The organism is Thiomonas sp. (genome assembly GCF_054608695.1).
In genome coordinates this window covers 42,927-57,999 of the sequence record NZ_JBTRXV010000006.1, presented here as the reverse complement: position 1 = coordinate 57,999, position 15,073 = coordinate 42,927, and the positions used below count along the sequence as shown (strand labels likewise).

Below are 15,073 nucleotides of genomic sequence, written 5' to 3'. Positions count from 1 at the left end.
ACCCGGGTTCAGCCTGCGGCAGGCTTCGCGCCAGTCGTTTGCGCCTTGGCTTGTGCGCTGGTCTGAACATGGCCACGCGCAGGTGCGGCCATGCCGAAGACCTGGCTGTAGCCGATGAAAATGCCCAGGCCGATGAGCCCGACGGGGAGGATGGCGAGGACGAGAATGAGGAGCTTGTTACCCATGACGCTGGCCCTAGTTGCGGTTCATCATGGGGTCAAGGCAGGGACAAGCCTCGTCACACCTGAAACGCTTTGCCGTTCAGTCACCCACCTCAGCCCGCATGGATGGCGCCATAGCCCAGGCGCAGGCGTTCGAGCGCCGCGTCACGCGGGATGGTGTAGTTTTGCGGCCCGGCGCAGGCAATCTTGCTCGCCCCCATCACATTGCCCAGCTTGCAGGCGTCGGCCAGGCTCCAGCCCTGCTCCAGCGCCCACAGCAGCCCGCTGCGAAAGGCGTCGCCGCAGCCGGTGGGGTCGACCACGGCGCTGGCCTCCAGGCCCGGGACATGCACGCAGGCGCCGTCCTCGAACACCTCGCAGCCCTCGGCGCCCTTGGTGACCACCAGGCCGCGCACGCGGCTGGCCATGTCGTGCAGGCTCAAGCCCGTGCGCTCGACCAGCATGGCGGCTTCGTAGTCGTTCACCGCCACCCAGGCGGCCTGGGCGATGAAGGCGCGCAGCTCGGCGCCGTCGAACATGGGCAGGCCCTGGCCGGGGTCGAAGACGAAGGGCAGGCCGGCGGCGGCCATTTGCGCGGCGTGGTCGAGCATGGCCTGGCGGCCATCGGGAGCGATGATGCCCAGGCGCAGGCTGGCGTCGGCAGGGACCGCCTGTTCATGCGCCTGGCTCATCGCGCCGGGGTGGAAGGCGGTGATCTGGTTGTTGTCGCGGTCGGTGATGATGTGGGCCTGCGCCGTGTGGCTGCCGGCCACCACACGCACATGCCCGCGCGAGATGCCCAGGCGGTCGAGCCGCACCTCGTAGTCCACCCCGTCTTCGCCCAAAGCGGCCAGGATGACGGGCTCGCCGCCCAGCTGCTTCATGCCGTAGGCGATGTTGCCGGCGCAGCCGCCGAACTCGCGCCGCAAGGTTGGCACGAGGAACGCGACGTTGAGCATATGCACCTTGTCGGGCAGGATGTGCTCGGCAAAGCGGCCGGGAAAATCCGTGATGGTGTCGAAGGCGAGCGAACCGCAGATGAGGCTGGACATGGCGAGAAGCGGGCTGGGCGAGCTGGAAAGCCAGCACTTTAGCGGCAGTGCCGCGGTGCACGCTCGCGCGTGCCCGTGGCCTGGTTCTCGCCTGCTCCTGGCACTCGCCGGCTCCTGGTTTGCCCGGCTGCGGCGTCACTGGGTATGCTGAATCCTCCATCGTGCTCCCCGACCCGCTTGCTGCCAGCCCCGCCATGACCACCGCCTCGTCCTCCGCCATCCTCGCCCTCGACCAAGGCACCTCCAGCACCCGCGCCATCGTCTTCGACCGCACCGGGGGTGTCGCCGCCATGGCGCAGCGCGAGTTGCCGCAAAGCTATCCGCAACCCGGCTGGGTGGAGCATGACGCGCGCCGCATCTGGGCCGACCAGCTCGCCACCGCGCGCGAGGCGCTGGCCGCGGCGGGCGCTGGCCGCGTGGCCGCCCTGGGCATCACCAACCAGCGCGAAACCACGGTGCTGTGGGACCGCGCCAGCGGCGAGCCGCTGCACCCGGCCATCGTCTGGCAAGACCGTCGCACCGCCGAGACCTGCGCCGCGCTGCGTGCCCAGGGGCTGGAGGCCGAGGTGCGGGCGCGCACCGGCCTGCTGCTCAATCCCTACTTCTCCGGCACCAAGCTCAAATGGCTGCTCGACCGCATCCCCGGCGCAAGAGCGCGGGCGCAGCGCGGCGAGCTGGCTTTCGGCACCATCGACAGCTGGCTGCTGTGGATGCTCTCCGGCGGCGCTGCGGCCTCCACCCGCGCCCAGGCCGTGCATGCCACCGATGTCAGCAACGCCAGCCGCACCCTGCTGTGGAATATCCACACGCGGCAATGGGACGACACCTTGCTGCGTGCGCTCGACATTCCGCGCGAGCTGCTGCCGCAAGTGCTGCCCTCCAGCCACGTCTACGGCCATACGGCTCCTGGCCTGCTGCCGGTGGCGTTGCCCATCGGCGCGCTGGCCGGCGACCAGCAGGCCGCGCTGTTCGGCCAGGGCTGCGTGCGCCCCGGGCTGGCGAAGAACACCTACGGCACCGGCTGTTTTTTATTGCTGCACACCGGCGGCACGGCACTGGCCAGCGGTAACGGATTGTTGACGACGGCTGCGGCGCAGATCGGCGGCGGGGCGACATCGAACGGCAAGCCCGCGGGCGCTCCGCAATATGCCTTGGAAGGCGGCGTGTTTGTTGGCGGCGCGGTGGTGCAGTGGCTGCGCGACGGCCTCAACGCCATCAGCGCCAGCGCCGAGGTCGAGCGCCTGGCGCAAAGCGTGCCCGACAGCGGCGGCGTCGTGTTCGTGCCCGCCTTCACCGGCCTGGGCGCACCCTACTGGCGGGCCGACGCCACCGGCACCATCACCGGCCTGACGCGGGGCAGCACCGTGGCCCATGTGGCGCGCGCGGCGCTGGAAAGCATCGCCTTCCAAAGCGCCGCCTTGCTGCAGGCCATGAACGCCGACATGCGTGCTGCGGGTACCCGGGAAGCGCCGGATGGCCTTCAGCATCTCGTGACTGAATTGCGCGTGGATGGCGGCGCCAGCGCCAACGACTTGCTGATGCAGTTCCAGGCCGACCTGCTCGGCATCCCGGTGGTGCGCCCGCAAGTGCTGGAAACCACCGCGCTCGGCGCCGCGCTCCTGGCCGGGCTGAGCTGCGGGGTCTACAGCGGATGGGCAGACATCGAGGCGCTGCCGCGCAACAGCCGCCGCTTCCTGCCGAGCTTGTCGGCGTCGCAGGCCGCGGCGCGTCTGCAGGCCTGGGAGCACGCCGTGCGCAAGGCGCTGACGGCTTGAGGCGTTTTTACTGCAACGCTGCCAGTGCAGCGGCGTAGTTCGGCTCCTGGCCGATTTCGGGCACCAGCTCGGAATGCAGCACCTTGTCGTGCTCGTCCAGCACCACCACGGCGCGCGCCGTGACGCCCACCAGCGGGCCGGTGGCGATTTTCACGCCATAGGCCTGCATGAAATCGGGGTTGCGAAAGGTGGACAGGGTGACGACGTTGTTCAACCCTTCGACGCTGCAAAAGCGGCTGGCGCCGAACGGCAGGTCGGCCGAGATCACCAGCACCACGGTGTTGTGCAGCTTGCTCGCATCGGCATTGAAATGCCGGGTCGATTGCGCGCAGGTGGGCGTGTCCAGCGAGGGCACGATGTTCAGCACCTTGCGCTTGCCGGCAAACGCATCCAGCCCGACGTCGGCCAGTTCCTTGTTGGTCAGCTTGAGCGCCGGCGCCTTGCTGCCCGGCTGCGGCAGGTGGCCATCAACCTGGATGTGGGAACCGTGAAGGGTGACTTGAGCCATGATTACTCCTGAGTGCGTGATGTGTCGGGGATGGTGGCCGCATCGTGCGGCCGGCTGGTGGTGGTCTTGCTCATGAAGTTTTCTTTCGATCGCATGGGATCAGGCCGCTACCAGATTGCCGACAGGCGCATGCTTGACCTTTGGCGCGCCGGCTTGGCGAGCCTGCCAGAGGTCATAGGCGCTCTGCTGCTGCAGCCAGACGTCTGCGCGGCCGCCATGCTCGATGCCGAGCCAGCCCTCAAGGCGCAAGGCCATTTCGGGTGAGATCGCCGCGCGGCCGTTGAGCACACGCGACAGAGCAGGGCGCGTCACGCCGAGTTGTGCGGCGGCATCGGTGACGGTCAAGCGCAGCGCCGGCAAGATGTCCTCGCGCAGCGTCAGGCCAGGGTGCGGTGGGTTGTGCATGCTCATGGTCGGTTTCCTCTTGATCAGCCGCGGTGCACGCCCAGCTTCAAGCCAGTGGCCTGCATGACGGCCAGCAGCGTCTTGATGGTCGGGTTGCCCTTCGGTGATAGCGCACGGTAAAGGCTCTCGCGTTGAATGCCGGCGGCCTTGGCCACCTGCGTCATGCCACGGGCCTCGGCCACCCGGCGCAGAGCCGTGAGCAGCGTCTCGCGACCACCGGGCTGGTCGACTTCTTCGAAAGCTGCTTCCAGGTATTCGCTGGCGAAGTCCGGGTCGTCGCGCAGCATCTCGACAATGGCCGCGTCGTGCGGCCGGCTGGTGGTGGTCTTGCTCATGATGCGCTCCTGCTTCGCCAATCTCGCCAATAGTCCCGAGCTGCCGATATGTCCGCCTGCTGGGTGCGCTTGTCGCCGCCGATCAGCAGCAGCACCAGTGACGCACCCGCTTGGGCGTAGTACACGCGGTAGCCAGGCCCCCAGTCGATCCGCAACTCCCACACGCCTTCGCCTACGGGCTTGCAGTCGCCAAAGTTGCCGTTTTCCGCCACACGATCCAATCGCACCACGATGCGCGCGCGGGCATGTCGGTCGGCCAGCTTTGACAGCCATCCGGCGAACGGGTCGAGCCCGTCGGCCGTGACGTAATGCTCAAGCTCGAAACTGGGCATGTGTGAATTATAGGTTACGGATAGACGGGCGCCCCGGGCGAACCGTTCAGCGCTGGTTGCGCGCCGCCTGCCAATCTGCAATCCGAACGATGTGAGCTTTCCTTCGTGGTATAGGCGGCGGTTTATCGCGTTGGTACTCCCGCAACCTACCCCAGACGGCCGAGAAAGCATCCATGCGGCCATCTTCGTCGGTGGCTTCCATCATCTCAATCACTTTGGCGATGTGAATGTCAGGGTGGTGGGCTTTCATGGTTAGATCACCTCGCCAATGTCATTGGCCGAGTTGCCCAGCATGTCGGCGGTTCGACGGAGCACACGCCCTATGGCGTTCATCTGGTCCGTTGTTTCGCTGTGGTCCCAGTGCTCTGCAAGCAGCGCAAGAGCGCTCCACACATTAGCGCGCCCGTCATACAGGACATGCTGCGCTTGAATCAGCGCTTCTTTGAGGTCAACTTCCTGCGTTTCGTTACGATGTTCAACAACCATGATTCACCTCTTTGGTAGGTGGGTTGCGGTGAGGGCGGCTCGGTGTTTACGCACCTTGTCGCCCGCTTTGCCTGAGGCCGTCAGGCGGCGGATTTCGGGGTCAAACACCCCTGTTTTTGCGAATGCAAGATAAGGGTTGTGGCGCTCGTAACTCGGTTCACGCTGCGCCGCGTATCGGGATGATCTCGGCACCTGCTTTCAGCTTGTCCAGGTAGTCGCTCCATTCCTGCATCATCTTGCGTCGGGTGGCGATGAACCTGGTGCGGTTGTAGGCGGTGCCCAGGCTGTCCGGCACGGCATGCGCGAGCTGGTGTTCGATCACGGCAGGCTCATAGCCCAGGCGTTCATGCAGGAACGTGCGCGCTACTGAGCGCCAGCCGTGGCCGGTGAGTTCGGTTTTGGTGTCGATCCCCAGGCGACGATAGGCTGCATTGATTGCTGCATCGCTCATGGGTTGTGTGGGTGTGCGTCCGCCGATGAAAACCCAGCCAGCGGGCAGATGGCCGGTGAGCAAGCGCAGATCAGTCAGCAGCGCCACGGCCTGGTGCGACAAGGGGACTAGATGATCCGTGCCCGTCTTGGACACGATGTAGCGCCATTCCGCAGTCTCCAGGTTCACTTGCTCCCAGCGCATCGTCCGCAACTCCCCAGGACGGCAGAACAGCATCGGCAGCAGCTTGATGGCAGCAGCGACAACCGGGCCACCCTTGAAGGCGTCCAGCGACCGCAGGATGGCACCCACAGCGGCGGGATCATCGGCAGGTGATGCCATGTGCTGAGGAACGTAGGCGGGCAATGCGCCGCGCAGTGCCGGGGTGGGATCGTTGGTAGCTCGGCCCGTGAGGATGGCGTAGCGAATCACCTGCCCGATGTTCTGCTGCGCACGATGCGCGGTTTCCAGAACGCCACGGGCATCAATGCGCCGCAGAACGGCCAGGATGTCGGGCGCGGTGATTTCGGCAACGGGGCGGCGGCCAAGGTAGGGGAAAACGTCGCGCTCCAGGCGGCGGACAACCTTGTCCCGATGGCTGGTGGCCTTGGTGGCCAGGTGGCGCTGTATCCAGTCGCGTGCGACAACCTCGAATGAATCGGCAGCCAGGGCGCAGGCGCGTGCTTTCTCGGCTTGCTTGACGGCTCCGGGATCGCGGCCATCGGCAAGGTGGGCGCGTGCGGCGTCTCGTCGATCGCGGGCGAGCTTCAAGCCGACTTCCGGGTATACCCCCAGCGCCAGCACTTTTTCTACCCCCAGGAAGCGATATTTCAAGCGCCAGTATTTCGAGCCGTTCGGGTGGATCAGCAGGAACAGCCCTTTTTCGTCACTCAGCTTGGCAGGCTTCGGGCCGGGCTTGGCGTTGCGTATGGCGGTGTCTGTCAGGGGCATGGTGGGCTTCCAGGCGGTTTGTACCCCCGTGATTTCGGATATACCCCCGCTTTGTACCCCCAGGTATCCCCGGCTGTCAATGCACCTCTGCGAACGTCTACGGCATGAAAAAAGGCCGCAAAGCTTTGATTTCTCAGAGCTTTACGGCCTTGTACGGATGCTGGCGAACTGGTTGTTGGTGGAGAGGAGGAGGATCGAACTCCCGACCTTCGCATTGCGAACGCGACGCTCTCCCAGCTGAGCTACCCCCCCAACGACATCGAAATCATAGCCGAGCCGCAGCGGGCTTGGGGCGGCGGAACACCCAGCGGGATGGGCTCGAAGCTTCGGGGGCGTAGCGATAGCCTTCGGCGTCGAAGGCCTTGAGGCGCTCGGGGTCGGCGATGCGGTGGGTGATGGCGTAGCGGGCCATGAGGCCGCGGGCGCGCTTGGCGTAGAAGCTGATGACCTTGTGCTGGCCGGCTTCGCTGTCCTGGAACACGGGCTGGATGACGGGCAGGGCGAGGGCCTTGGTGTCCACGGCGCCGAAGTATTCATCGGATGCCAGGTTGATCAGCACCATGTGGGACTGCCCTTCGAGTTGCTCGCGCAGGGTCTTGGCGATGCGGCTGCCCCAGTAGGCGTAGAGGTTCGCGCCCTTGGGGTTGGGCAGCTTGGCGCCCATCTCCAGCCGGTAGGGCTGCATCAGGTCGAGCGGGCGCAGCACGCCGTACAGGCCGCTGAGCAGGGCGATGTGGTCTTGCGCCCATTGCAGGTCTTTGGGCTTGAGGTGTGCAGCATCGAGGCCTTCGTAGACGTCGCCGTTGAAGGCGAGGATGGCGGGGCGGCTGTTGTCGGCGGTGAAGGTCTTGGACCATGCCGCATAGCGGTCGGCGTTGAGCGTGGCGAGCTTGTCGGAAATGCCCATCAGGCTGGCAAGCTCGGCCGGGCTTTGGCGGCGCAGCAGCTTGATCAGCACCGCGGACTGCGGGATGAAACGCGGCAAGGTGACGGGCAGCTCGGGCACCGGGCTGGTGTAGTCCAGCGTCTTGGCGGGGGAGAGGACGATGAGCATGGGTCGTGGGGAACGGCTGGAACAGGCAGCGGGGGCAGGGGGTGATAAGGACGTAGGTCAGGGCGCGGCTACGGGACAGAGATGGGCACCGTTGCGGGCGCGCCATCAGGCAGCGGAAAAATCCTTCAGCAGCGCGTCGCGCGTAGCCGGCGCGATGACTTGCCGCACATCGTAGTCGGGGTGTTCGCAGCCGATGACGATGCTGGGGCTGGCCCGCATCGCGGCGATCATCGCGGGGGCTGCCTTCGTGCGTGGACATGGTTCGTGCCTTGTGTTGTTGGAAACGGTGGTGCCGCGCGGCCTTCTTCCCGGTGTGGATGCGGGCTTGCCGCAGCCCGGCTGGAACGGGCAGGCCAGAATGCGCCACGGCAGCGCGAGGCTGCCGTGGGCGGATGCGAAGCGGTGCTGGGCGACAGGCTCAGTCGCTCAGCGCTTCCAGTGCTCTTTCTGGTAGCGGTTCGCGTGCGAGCGCTCGGCCTTGGCCAGGGTGGAGAGAACCAGTCGGCAATTTCGTCGAAGCCTTCGTCGCGCGCGGTCTCGGCCATGCCGGGGTACATGTCGGTGTACTCGTGGGTTTCACCGGCCACCGCGGCTTTCAGGTTGTCGCGGGTGGGGCCGATGGGCAGGCCGGTGGCGGGGTCGCCCACGGCTTCGAGGAATTCGAGGTGGCCATGGGCGTGGCCGGTTTCACCTTCGGCGATGGAGCGGAACAGCGCCGAGACATCGTTCTGGCCTTCCACGTCGGTCTTGTTGGCGAAGTACAGGTAACGGCGGTTGGCCATGGATTCGCCGGCGAAGGCATCTTTCAAGTTTTGCTCGGTTTTCGAGCCTTTGAGTGATGACATCGTTTTCTCCTAGGGTGCAGAAGCTGGACACGATCTTGCCGCTGCACGCGGCACCCCCGAATTTGGAGTCCGAACAGAACTCTGTCCAATACTATGTTGCTTTGCAATCTTGGTCATGGGACTTCGCTATCTGCGGGCGCAGCGCTGAACGGGTGCCGCCGGCAGGCAGTCTGCCGTGCAATGGCCCCAGGACAAGTTCTATTGATTCGCGCCGATGAAGTTGGAACTTTCACCAGCGTGCAGGCCTCACGGCGCTGCCTACCGGATTCAAAACTTCAAGAGGCGGAGCAATAAGATCAACGGCCGTTCCAGCCTTCGCCCGCCATGACATCCTCCGCAGCCGAATCAGGCCCCGACGCCTCGGCCCCACCCCTGCCGCCGCAGACCCTGGCCTTCATCGGTCTGGGCGCCATGGGCTGGGCCATGTGCGGGCATTTGCTGCGCGCCGGCCATGCCCTGCGCGTGTACGCGCGCGATGCGGCCAAGCGCGAGCGCGCCGCGCGGGCCGGCATGGTCGTGTGTGATTCCCCCGCCGAGGCGGCGCAGGGCGCGGCCTTCGTCTTCAGCAACGTCACCTCCACGGCCGACGTGGAGCAGGTGCTCATCGGGCCCCAGGGTGCCATGCAGGGCGCCCGGCCAGGTGCCGTCTGCATCGACCACAGCACCATCGCCCCGGCCGGGGCACGGCGCATCGGATCAGTGCTGGCCGAGCGGGGCATCGGCTTTCTCGACGCGCCCGTGTCCGGCGGCGAGAAAGGTGCGATCGAGGCCAGCCTGTCCATCATGGTCGGCGGCGATGCGCCCACCTACGCCCGCGCCTTGCCGCTGCTGCGCCTGCTCGGCCGCACCATCACCCATGTCGGCCCGGTGGGCAGTGGGCAGGTGGCGAAGCTGTGCAACCAGATCGTGCAGGTCATCAACATCGAAGGCATCGCCGAGGCCATGCGCTTCGCCCAGGCCGAGGGCGCCGACCTGCAGCGCGTGCTCGCCGCCATCTCCGCCGGCATGGCCGGCAGCCGCATGCTCGACCTGATGGGCCCGAAAATGGCCACGCGCGATTTCGCCGCCGGCATCCAGGCCCGGCTCCACGCCAAGGACTTCGGCCTGGCCGCCGCCGCCGCGCGAGACTCAGGCCTCCATCTCCCGGCCCTGCAGGTGGTGCGGCAGCAACTGGAGCAACTGATGGCGCTGGGCCTGGGGCAGGACGACACCAGCTCGCTGCTGCGGGTGCTGGAGCGCGGTGGCGCCACGGATTGATGCATGGGCGAACATGGCACCACTTAAACCAGGGGGACTGCAGGGCATCGAATTGGCGTCCAATACAGCCAAGCGCCATATCGTGGCTTGGCAACCATGAACAGGCGATTCACAGCTGTCTAGAGACACGACAACAACCCGAGAAAATCATGCACAAACGACTGATTTTGGCTTGCATCATGACGGCCGGTTTGCTGGCCGCATGCGGGGGTGGCGGGGGCGGTACTGGAAGTGGGGGAGGAAGCAATCCGTCAACCTCGCCGAATAGCGCTGCGACATGTACGGGTTCCCAATGCACGAGCTTTAGTGGCGTCGTCAGCGATGGTTCTACGCCCGTACCTAAGGGAACCCCGATCACTGCGACGAACCCAGCAAACGGAGCAACTTGTGCTGGGGCCGTGACCAATGATTCTGCAGGCGACTATGTCATGGCTTTGACGGAGTTGACCACTAATCCACAGTGCGCAAATGTGAGCGGTTTGGTGGTGTCCGCGCTGAACGGCAATGTGAGTACCACGTGTTACGTAGGGCAAACAACAGCTTGCAATGTTTCGCCCAGCACCGCAGCGCAAATCGCGAGCTTTCAGGGAAAATGGTCGGCAAAGTACACGGGTGACGACCAGGGGACTTGCTCGATTCTTGTGGCATCGAACGGGGCTGTACAGCAAGCTTCTTGCATCTCAACGATGACGAACAATCCTTTCACTCTCAGTGGCGTGCTCACACCGAGCAGCACGAATTCCTCTCAGGGAATCTTTGCAGGAACGGCAACCACTGGTGCGACGTACCAAGGCACGTTCGTGCTGAGTAGTGGAGGGGGCGGCTCTGTGAGCAATGGCGTGTGGTCAAACACCACGAGAAGCCCAGCAACCAGCGGGACCTGGAGCGCAACCTTCCCGTAATGTGGCGGTTTTGAGATGGAAAGGCCCGCTTTGTAGCGGGCCTTTCCACATCTGTTGGGCTGAAAAGCAGGTGGAGTAGCTTCCTCGTATATCAAGCCGCCAGCAGCTGCCTCAACACATACGGCAGGATGCCGCCGTGGTGGTAGTAGTCCACCTCGATGGGGGTGTCGATGCGCAGCTTGACCTTCACCTGCTGGTCGGGCTGGCCGGGGCGGTGCACGATCAGGGTGGCGTCCTGTTGCGGCTTGATGCTGTCGCCCAGCAGCACGTCGAAGGTCTCGGTGCCGTCGATGCCCAGGCTCTGCCAGGAGTCGTCGCCCAGGAACTGCAGCGGCAGCACGCCCATGCCGATGAGGTTGGAGCGGTGGATGCGCTCGAAGCTGCGCGCCACCACGGCTTTCACCCCCAGCAACTGCGTGCCCTTGGCGGCCCAGTCGCGGCTGGAGCCGGTGCCGTATTCCTCGCCGGCCAGAATCACGGTGGGCGTGCCTTCGCGGATGTAGCGCATGGCCGCGTCGTAAATGAAGGTCTTTTCGCCGGAGGGCTGGAATACGGTCACGCCGCCTTCCTCGCGCGAGCCGTCGGCCGCGGGCGGAATCATCAGGTTCTTGATGCGCACGTTGGCGAAGGTGCCGCGCATCATCACCTCGTGGTTGCCGCGGCGCGAGCCGTAGGAGTTGAAGTCGGCCTTGATCACGCCATGCTCCTGCAGCCATTTGCCGGCGGGCGAGGTGTCCTTGATCGAGCCGGCCGGGGAGATGTGGTCGGTGGTGATGGAGTCGCCGAACAGCGCCAGCGCCCGCGCGCCTTGCACGCTGGAGGGGGCTGCGGCCGGCGCCATGCCGAAGCCTTTGAAGAACGGCGGCTCGGCGATATAGGTGCTGTCGGGCCAGTTGTAGACCTGCCCGGCGGACTTGGCGATCTGGTTCCACAGCTTGCCGGGCTTCTCGTCCACCAGGGCGTAGTTGGCCTTGTAGGCCTTGGGGTCCAGCGCCACCTTGAGCAGCTTGTCGACCTCGGCCGTGGTCGGCCAGATGTCGCCCAGATACACCGGCTTGCCGCCCTTGCCGGTGCCCACGGGCTCGGTCATCAGGTCGCGGCTCACCGTGCCGGCGATGGCGTAGGCCACCACCAGCGGCGGCGAGGCGAGGAAGTTGGCCTTGATGTTGGGGTGGATGCGCGCCTCGAAGTTGCGGTTGCCCGACAGCACCGCGGCGCACACCAGGTTGTTGGCGGTGATGGCCGCTTCGATGTCGGCGGCAAGTGGCCCGGCGTTGCCGATGCAGGTGGTGCAGCCGTAGCCAGCCAGATAAAAACCCAGCTTTTCGAGGTAGGGCAGCAGGCCGGCGCGCTCCAGATATTCGGTGACCACGCGCGAGCCGGGAGCCAGCGAGGTCTTGATGTGCTTCTTCACCTTCAGGCCGCGTTCCACCGCCTTTTTCGCCAGCAGGCCGGCTGCCAGCAGCACGCTGGGGTTGGAGGTGTTGGTGCAGGAGGTGATGGCGGCGATGAGCACGTCGCCGTGGCCGATGGTCAAGCCCGGCGCGGCCTGCACGCGTGATGGCGCTTTGGTTTGCGCGGCTTCCGCAGTGGAGCGGTTGTCCATCATTTCAACCAGATCGCGCGCGGCGCCGGGCTGAATGGAAGGCGCGTCAGCATAGGTTTGCGCGCCGTCGGCTTGCACGGCGTAACGTGTGCCCAGCTTGCCTGCCGGCTGGTTAAAGCCGCCCTGGTCCATGGGTGCGGAAAACAACGCGGCGTAGGTGGATTTCACCGCGCCGAGTTCGATGCGGTCTTGGGGCCGCTTCGGCCCCGCTAGCGAAGGGGCGACGCTGGACAGGTCGAGCGCGAGCGTGGTGGAGTAGTCGATCTGCCCGGCCTTGGGCACGCCGTAAAGCTTCTGCGCCTTGAAGTAAGCCTCCAGCGCCTCGAGTTCGCTCTTGCTGCGGCCGGTGCCCTTGAAGTAGGCCAGGGTCTTGTCGTCCACCGGGAAAAAGCCCATGGTGGCGCCGTATTCCGGGGCCATATTGGCAATGGTGGCGCGGTCGGGCACGCTCAAGGACTCGGTGCCTTCGCCGAAGAACTCGACGAACTTGCCCACCACCTTGGCCTTGCGCAGCATTTCGGTGACGGTGAGCACCAGGTCGGTGGCGGTGACGCCGCCGCGCAAAGCGCCCTTCAGCTCCACGCCCACCACGTCGGGCGTGAGGAAGTACACCGGCTGGCCGAGCATGCCGGCCTCGGCCTCGATGCCGCCCACGCCCCAGCCGACCACGCCCACGCCGTTGATCATGGTGGTGTGGCTGTCGGTGCCCACCAGGGTGTCGGGGTAGTAGACATCGCCCTTGCCCTTGTGCACGCCGCGCGCCAGGTATTCCAGGTTGATCTGGTGGACGATGCCGAAGCCCGGAGGCACGACGCCGAACGTGTCGAACGCCTGCATGCCCCACTTCATGAACTGGTAGCGCTCGCGGTTGCGCTGGAACTCCAGCTTCATGTTCAGGTCCAGCGACTTGCTGTTGCCGTAATGGTCGATCATGACCGAGTGGTCGACGACGAGATCGACCGGCACCAGCGGCTCGATCGCCTTGGGGCTCTTGCCCATGGCTGCGGCCACGCTGCGCATGGCGGCCAGATCGGCCAGCAGCGGCACGCCGGTGAAGTCTTGCAGCACCACGCGGGCGACGACGAAGGGAATTTCATCGATGCGCTGGGCGCTGGGCTTCCAGTTGGCGAGCTGCTTCACATGCTCGGGCCCGACGCGCTTGCCATCGCAATTGCGCAGCACCGATTCCAGCACGATGCGGACCGACACCGGCAGGCGCGACACGTCCACGCCAAGCTCCTTGCCCAGCGCCGGGATGGAGTAGAACTTGCCCGCCTTGCCGCTGGCGGTCTTGAAGGATTTGAGCGTGCCGGCGAAGGCATGCTTCGGGGCTTTTGCAGCGCTGGGGGGCTTGGTGGTTTTGGTCGCGGTGGCCATGGCGAACTCCGGTGGGGTTTGGTGTGAAGCGGCGGTCTGTGCAGTATGGCGCGAGGTAGGGCAAATCAGGGCAAATCAGGACAAATGAGCGCTCAACAGTTGCGCGATGCGGTTGAGGCCAGTTCAGTCGGGGCAGTACAAGTCCACATAGCTGTGCACCGGCATGGCCGCGAGACGGGCCGTGTCGAGAGACGCGTGCACGATGCGTTCCTGCTGTTTCGCGGCGAAACGGCGCGCCAGATTGGTGCGGAACTTGGCTTCGAGCAGGGGAATGCCGTCGGTGCGGCGGCGCTTGTGGCCGATGGGGTATTCCACCGCGACTTCGGGCAGCACCGTGCCGTCGTTCATCGTCACGGTCAGCGCGTTGGCGATGGAGCGCTTGTCGGGGTCGTGGTAGTCGCGGGTGTATTGCGGGTCTTCGACGCAACGGATCTTGTCGCGCAGGGCGTCGATGCGGGGGTCGGCGGCGACGCTGTCTTCGTAGTCGGACGCGGTGAGCCGGCCGAACAGCAGCGGCACGGCCACCATGTACTGAATGCAATGGTCGCGGTCAGCCGGGTTGTTCAGCGGGCCTTGCTTATCGATGATGCGAATGCAGGCCTCGTGGGTGCGGATGGTGATGGACGCAATGTCCTCGGCGCGCTTGCCCGCGGCCTTGAGTTGCTGGTGCAGGGTCATCGCCGCTTCCACCGCGGTCTGGCTGTGGAATTCGGCGGGGAAGCTGATCTTGAACAGCACGTTTTCCATCACGTAGCTGCCATAGGGGCGCTGGAACTTGAACGGCTGGCCGCGGAAGCTGACGTCGTAAAAGCCCCAGGTCTTGGCGCTGAGGACCGAGGGATAGCCCATCTCACCCGTCTTGGCGATGAGGGCCAGGCGCACGCCGCGGCTGGTGGCGTCGCCCGCGGCCCAGCTCTTGCGGCTGCCGGTGTTGGGGGCATGGCGGTAGGTGCGCAAGGACTGGCCGTCCACCCACGCCAGCGACACGGCGTTGATGATCTCGTCGCGCGACAGGCCCAGCAGGCGCGCCACCACGGCGGTGGTGGCCACCTTGACCAGCACCACGTGGTCGAGGCCCACCTTGTTGAAGCTGTTTTCCAGCGCGATCACGCCCTGGATTTCATGCGCCTGGATCATGCCGTTGAGCACGTCGCGCATGGTGAGCGGCGCCTGGCCCTGCGCCACGGCGTTGCGGCTCAGCCAGTCGGCCACGGCGAGAATGCCGCCGAGGTTGTCGGACGGGTGGCCCCATTCCGCCGCCAGCCAGGTGTCGTTGAAGTCCAGCCAGCGGATCATGGCGCCGATGTTGAACGCCGCTTGGATCGGGTCGAGCTGGTAAGGCGTGCCGGGGACCTTGGCGCCATGCGGCACCACGGTGCCCGGCACCACCGGTCCGAGCAGCTTGGTGCAGGCCGGGTACTCCAGCGCCTCCAGCCCGCAACCCAGGGTGTCGATCAGGCAGAGCCGCGCGGTTTCGAAGGCCACGCCGTCGAAGCGGCTCTGGTCGAGAACATAGTCGGCAATGTCGGCGAGGACCTGATCGGGGGCAGGGCGGATGTTGGAGATGGCGGCGGACATGGAACGGCGTGGATGGACG

At 65.7% G+C, this 15,073-nt stretch carries 15 protein-coding genes, 1 tRNA gene and 1 pseudogene; 2 read left to right on the top strand and 15 right to left on the bottom strand.

Annotated elements, in window-relative coordinates; genetic code table 11:
- Positions 1-8: 8 nt before the first annotated feature.
- Together ACYCUK_RS04655 and ACYCUK_RS04650 are read right to left on the bottom strand one after the other, a co-directional pair.
- Positions 9-185, bottom strand: a complete 177-nt coding sequence (locus tag ACYCUK_RS04655) for a hypothetical protein (protein WP_461593663.1) — start codon at positions 183-185, stop codon at positions 9-11.
- 89 nt (positions 186-274) lie between these two features.
- The gene (locus ACYCUK_RS04650) at positions 275-1,213 is read right to left on the bottom strand and encodes a carbohydrate kinase family protein (RefSeq protein WP_461593662.1); all 939 of its coding nucleotides are present in this window, start codon (positions 1,211-1,213) and stop codon (positions 275-277) included.
- Positions 1,214-1,407: 194 nt separating this feature from the next.
- Here ACYCUK_RS04650 and glpK point away from each other — a divergent pair, with 194 nt between their 5' ends.
- Positions 1,408-2,988 carry a glycerol kinase GlpK gene (glpK, locus tag ACYCUK_RS04645; protein WP_461593661.1) on the top strand — a complete coding sequence of 527 codons (1,581 nt, stop codon included), beginning with the start codon at positions 1,408-1,410 and terminating at the stop codon, positions 2,986-2,988.
- 7 nt (positions 2,989-2,995) lie between these two features.
- Here glpK and tpx read toward each other — a convergent pair whose 3' ends face one another.
- From tpx to ACYCUK_RS04590, 11 genes and pseudogenes are all read right to left on the bottom strand, one after another.
- Positions 2,996-3,496: a thiol peroxidase gene (tpx, locus tag ACYCUK_RS04640; RefSeq protein WP_461593660.1), complete on the bottom strand. Its 501-nt coding sequence runs from the start codon at positions 3,494-3,496 to the stop codon at positions 2,996-2,998.
- 99 nt (positions 3,497-3,595) lie between these two features.
- Positions 3,596-3,907 (bottom strand): HigA family addiction module antitoxin, encoded by a 312-nt coding sequence (locus ACYCUK_RS04635; RefSeq protein WP_461593659.1) that lies wholly within the window; start codon positions 3,905-3,907, stop codon positions 3,596-3,598.
- A gap of 17 nt (positions 3,908-3,924) precedes the next feature.
- Positions 3,925-4,236, bottom strand: a complete 312-nt coding sequence (locus ACYCUK_RS04630) for an addiction module antidote protein (protein ID WP_461593658.1) — start codon at positions 4,234-4,236, stop codon at positions 3,925-3,927.
- On the bottom strand, positions 4,233-4,568 hold the full coding sequence (locus ACYCUK_RS04625; RefSeq protein ID WP_461593657.1) for a type II toxin-antitoxin system RelE/ParE family toxin: 336 nt from the start codon (positions 4,566-4,568) through the stop codon (positions 4,233-4,235). The genes ACYCUK_RS04630 and ACYCUK_RS04625 overlap by 4 nt, the downstream gene beginning before the upstream one ends.
- A gap of 46 nt (positions 4,569-4,614) precedes the next feature.
- Positions 4,615-4,818 (bottom strand): hypothetical protein, encoded by a 204-nt coding sequence (locus tag ACYCUK_RS04620; RefSeq protein WP_461593656.1) that lies wholly within the window; start codon positions 4,816-4,818, stop codon positions 4,615-4,617.
- A gap of 2 nt (positions 4,819-4,820) precedes the next feature.
- Complete coding sequence (locus ACYCUK_RS04615) at positions 4,821-5,054, bottom strand: hypothetical protein (protein ID WP_461593655.1); 234 nt, start codon at positions 5,052-5,054, stop codon at positions 4,821-4,823.
- Positions 5,055-5,211: 157 nt separating this feature from the next.
- Positions 5,212-6,435 (bottom strand): tyrosine-type recombinase/integrase, encoded by a 1,224-nt coding sequence (locus ACYCUK_RS04610; RefSeq protein ID WP_461593654.1) that lies wholly within the window; start codon positions 6,433-6,435, stop codon positions 5,212-5,214.
- Positions 6,436-6,611: 176 nt separating this feature from the next.
- Positions 6,612-6,687 (bottom strand) — tRNA-Ala (locus ACYCUK_RS04605).
- A gap of 13 nt (positions 6,688-6,700) precedes the next feature.
- The gene (gene yaaA, locus ACYCUK_RS04600) at positions 6,701-7,489 is read right to left on the bottom strand and encodes a peroxide stress protein YaaA (RefSeq protein ID WP_461593653.1); all 789 of its coding nucleotides are present in this window, start codon (positions 7,487-7,489) and stop codon (positions 6,701-6,703) included.
- 105 nt (positions 7,490-7,594) lie between these two features.
- The gene (locus tag ACYCUK_RS04595; RefSeq protein WP_461593652.1) at positions 7,595-7,720 is read right to left on the bottom strand and encodes a hypothetical protein; all 126 of its coding nucleotides are present in this window, start codon (positions 7,718-7,720) and stop codon (positions 7,595-7,597) included.
- Positions 7,721-7,907: 187 nt separating this feature from the next.
- Positions 7,908-8,334, bottom strand: a pseudogene (locus ACYCUK_RS04590) (rubrerythrin family protein).
- A gap of 324 nt (positions 8,335-8,658) precedes the next feature.
- On the opposite strand from ACYCUK_RS04590, the gene ACYCUK_RS04585 reads away from it, so the two are divergent.
- Positions 8,659-9,591: an NAD(P)-dependent oxidoreductase gene (locus tag ACYCUK_RS04585; RefSeq protein ID WP_461593651.1), complete on the top strand. Its 933-nt coding sequence runs from the start codon at positions 8,659-8,661 to the stop codon at positions 9,589-9,591.
- A gap of 993 nt (positions 9,592-10,584) precedes the next feature.
- Here ACYCUK_RS04585 and acnA read toward each other — a convergent pair.
- Positions 10,585-13,476, bottom strand: a complete 2,892-nt coding sequence (gene acnA / locus ACYCUK_RS04580) for an aconitate hydratase AcnA (protein ID WP_461593650.1) — start codon at positions 13,474-13,476, stop codon at positions 10,585-10,587.
- A 123-nt stretch (positions 13,477-13,599) separates the two neighbouring features.
- Positions 13,600-15,054, bottom strand: coding sequence for a bifunctional 2-methylcitrate dehydratase/aconitate hydratase (locus ACYCUK_RS04575; protein WP_461593649.1), 1,455 nt, complete (start codon positions 15,052-15,054; stop codon positions 13,600-13,602).
- Positions 15,055-15,073: the final 19 nt, after the last annotated feature.

What these genes read in the sequence shown, in the direction of transcription:
- ACYCUK_RS04655 (WP_461593663.1), bottom strand. Translation starts at nt 185, where the DNA reads ATGGGTAACAAGCTCCTCATTCTCGTCCTCGCCATCCTCCCCGTCGGG.
- ACYCUK_RS04650 (WP_461593662.1), bottom strand. Translation starts at nt 1,213, where the DNA reads ATGTCCAGCCTCATCTGCGGTTCGCTCGCCTTCGACACCATCACGGAT.
- glpK (WP_461593661.1), top strand. Translation starts at nt 1,408, where the DNA reads ATGACCACCGCCTCGTCCTCCGCCATCCTCGCCCTCGACCAAGGCACC.
- tpx (WP_461593660.1), bottom strand. Translation starts at nt 3,496, where the DNA reads ATGGCTCAAGTCACCCTTCACGGTTCCCACATCCAGGTTGATGGCCAC.
- ACYCUK_RS04635 (WP_461593659.1), bottom strand. Translation starts at nt 3,907, where the DNA reads ATGAGCATGCACAACCCACCGCACCCTGGCCTGACGCTGCGCGAGGAC.
- ACYCUK_RS04630 (WP_461593658.1), bottom strand. Translation starts at nt 4,236, where the DNA reads ATGAGCAAGACCACCACCAGCCGGCCGCACGACGCGGCCATTGTCGAG.
- ACYCUK_RS04625 (WP_461593657.1), bottom strand. Translation starts at nt 4,568, where the DNA reads ATGCCCAGTTTCGAGCTTGAGCATTACGTCACGGCCGACGGGCTCGAC.
- ACYCUK_RS04620 (WP_461593656.1), bottom strand. Translation starts at nt 4,818, where the DNA reads ATGAAAGCCCACCACCCTGACATTCACATCGCCAAAGTGATTGAGATG.
- ACYCUK_RS04615 (WP_461593655.1), bottom strand. Translation starts at nt 5,054, where the DNA reads ATGGTTGTTGAACATCGTAACGAAACGCAGGAAGTTGACCTCAAAGAA.
- ACYCUK_RS04610 (WP_461593654.1), bottom strand. Translation starts at nt 6,435, where the DNA reads ATGCCCCTGACAGACACCGCCATACGCAACGCCAAGCCCGGCCCGAAG.
- yaaA (WP_461593653.1), bottom strand. Translation starts at nt 7,489, where the DNA reads ATGCTCATCGTCCTCTCCCCCGCCAAGACGCTGGACTACACCAGCCCG.
- ACYCUK_RS04595 (WP_461593652.1), bottom strand. Translation starts at nt 7,720, where the DNA reads ATGATCGCCGCGATGCGGGCCAGCCCCAGCATCGTCATCGGCTGCGAA.
- ACYCUK_RS04585 (WP_461593651.1), top strand. Translation starts at nt 8,659, where the DNA reads ATGACATCCTCCGCAGCCGAATCAGGCCCCGACGCCTCGGCCCCACCC.
- acnA (WP_461593650.1), bottom strand. Translation starts at nt 13,476, where the DNA reads ATGGCCACCGCGACCAAAACCACCAAGCCCCCCAGCGCTGCAAAAGCC.
- ACYCUK_RS04575 (WP_461593649.1), bottom strand. Translation starts at nt 15,054, where the DNA reads ATGTCCGCCGCCATCTCCAACATCCGCCCTGCCCCCGATCAGGTCCTC.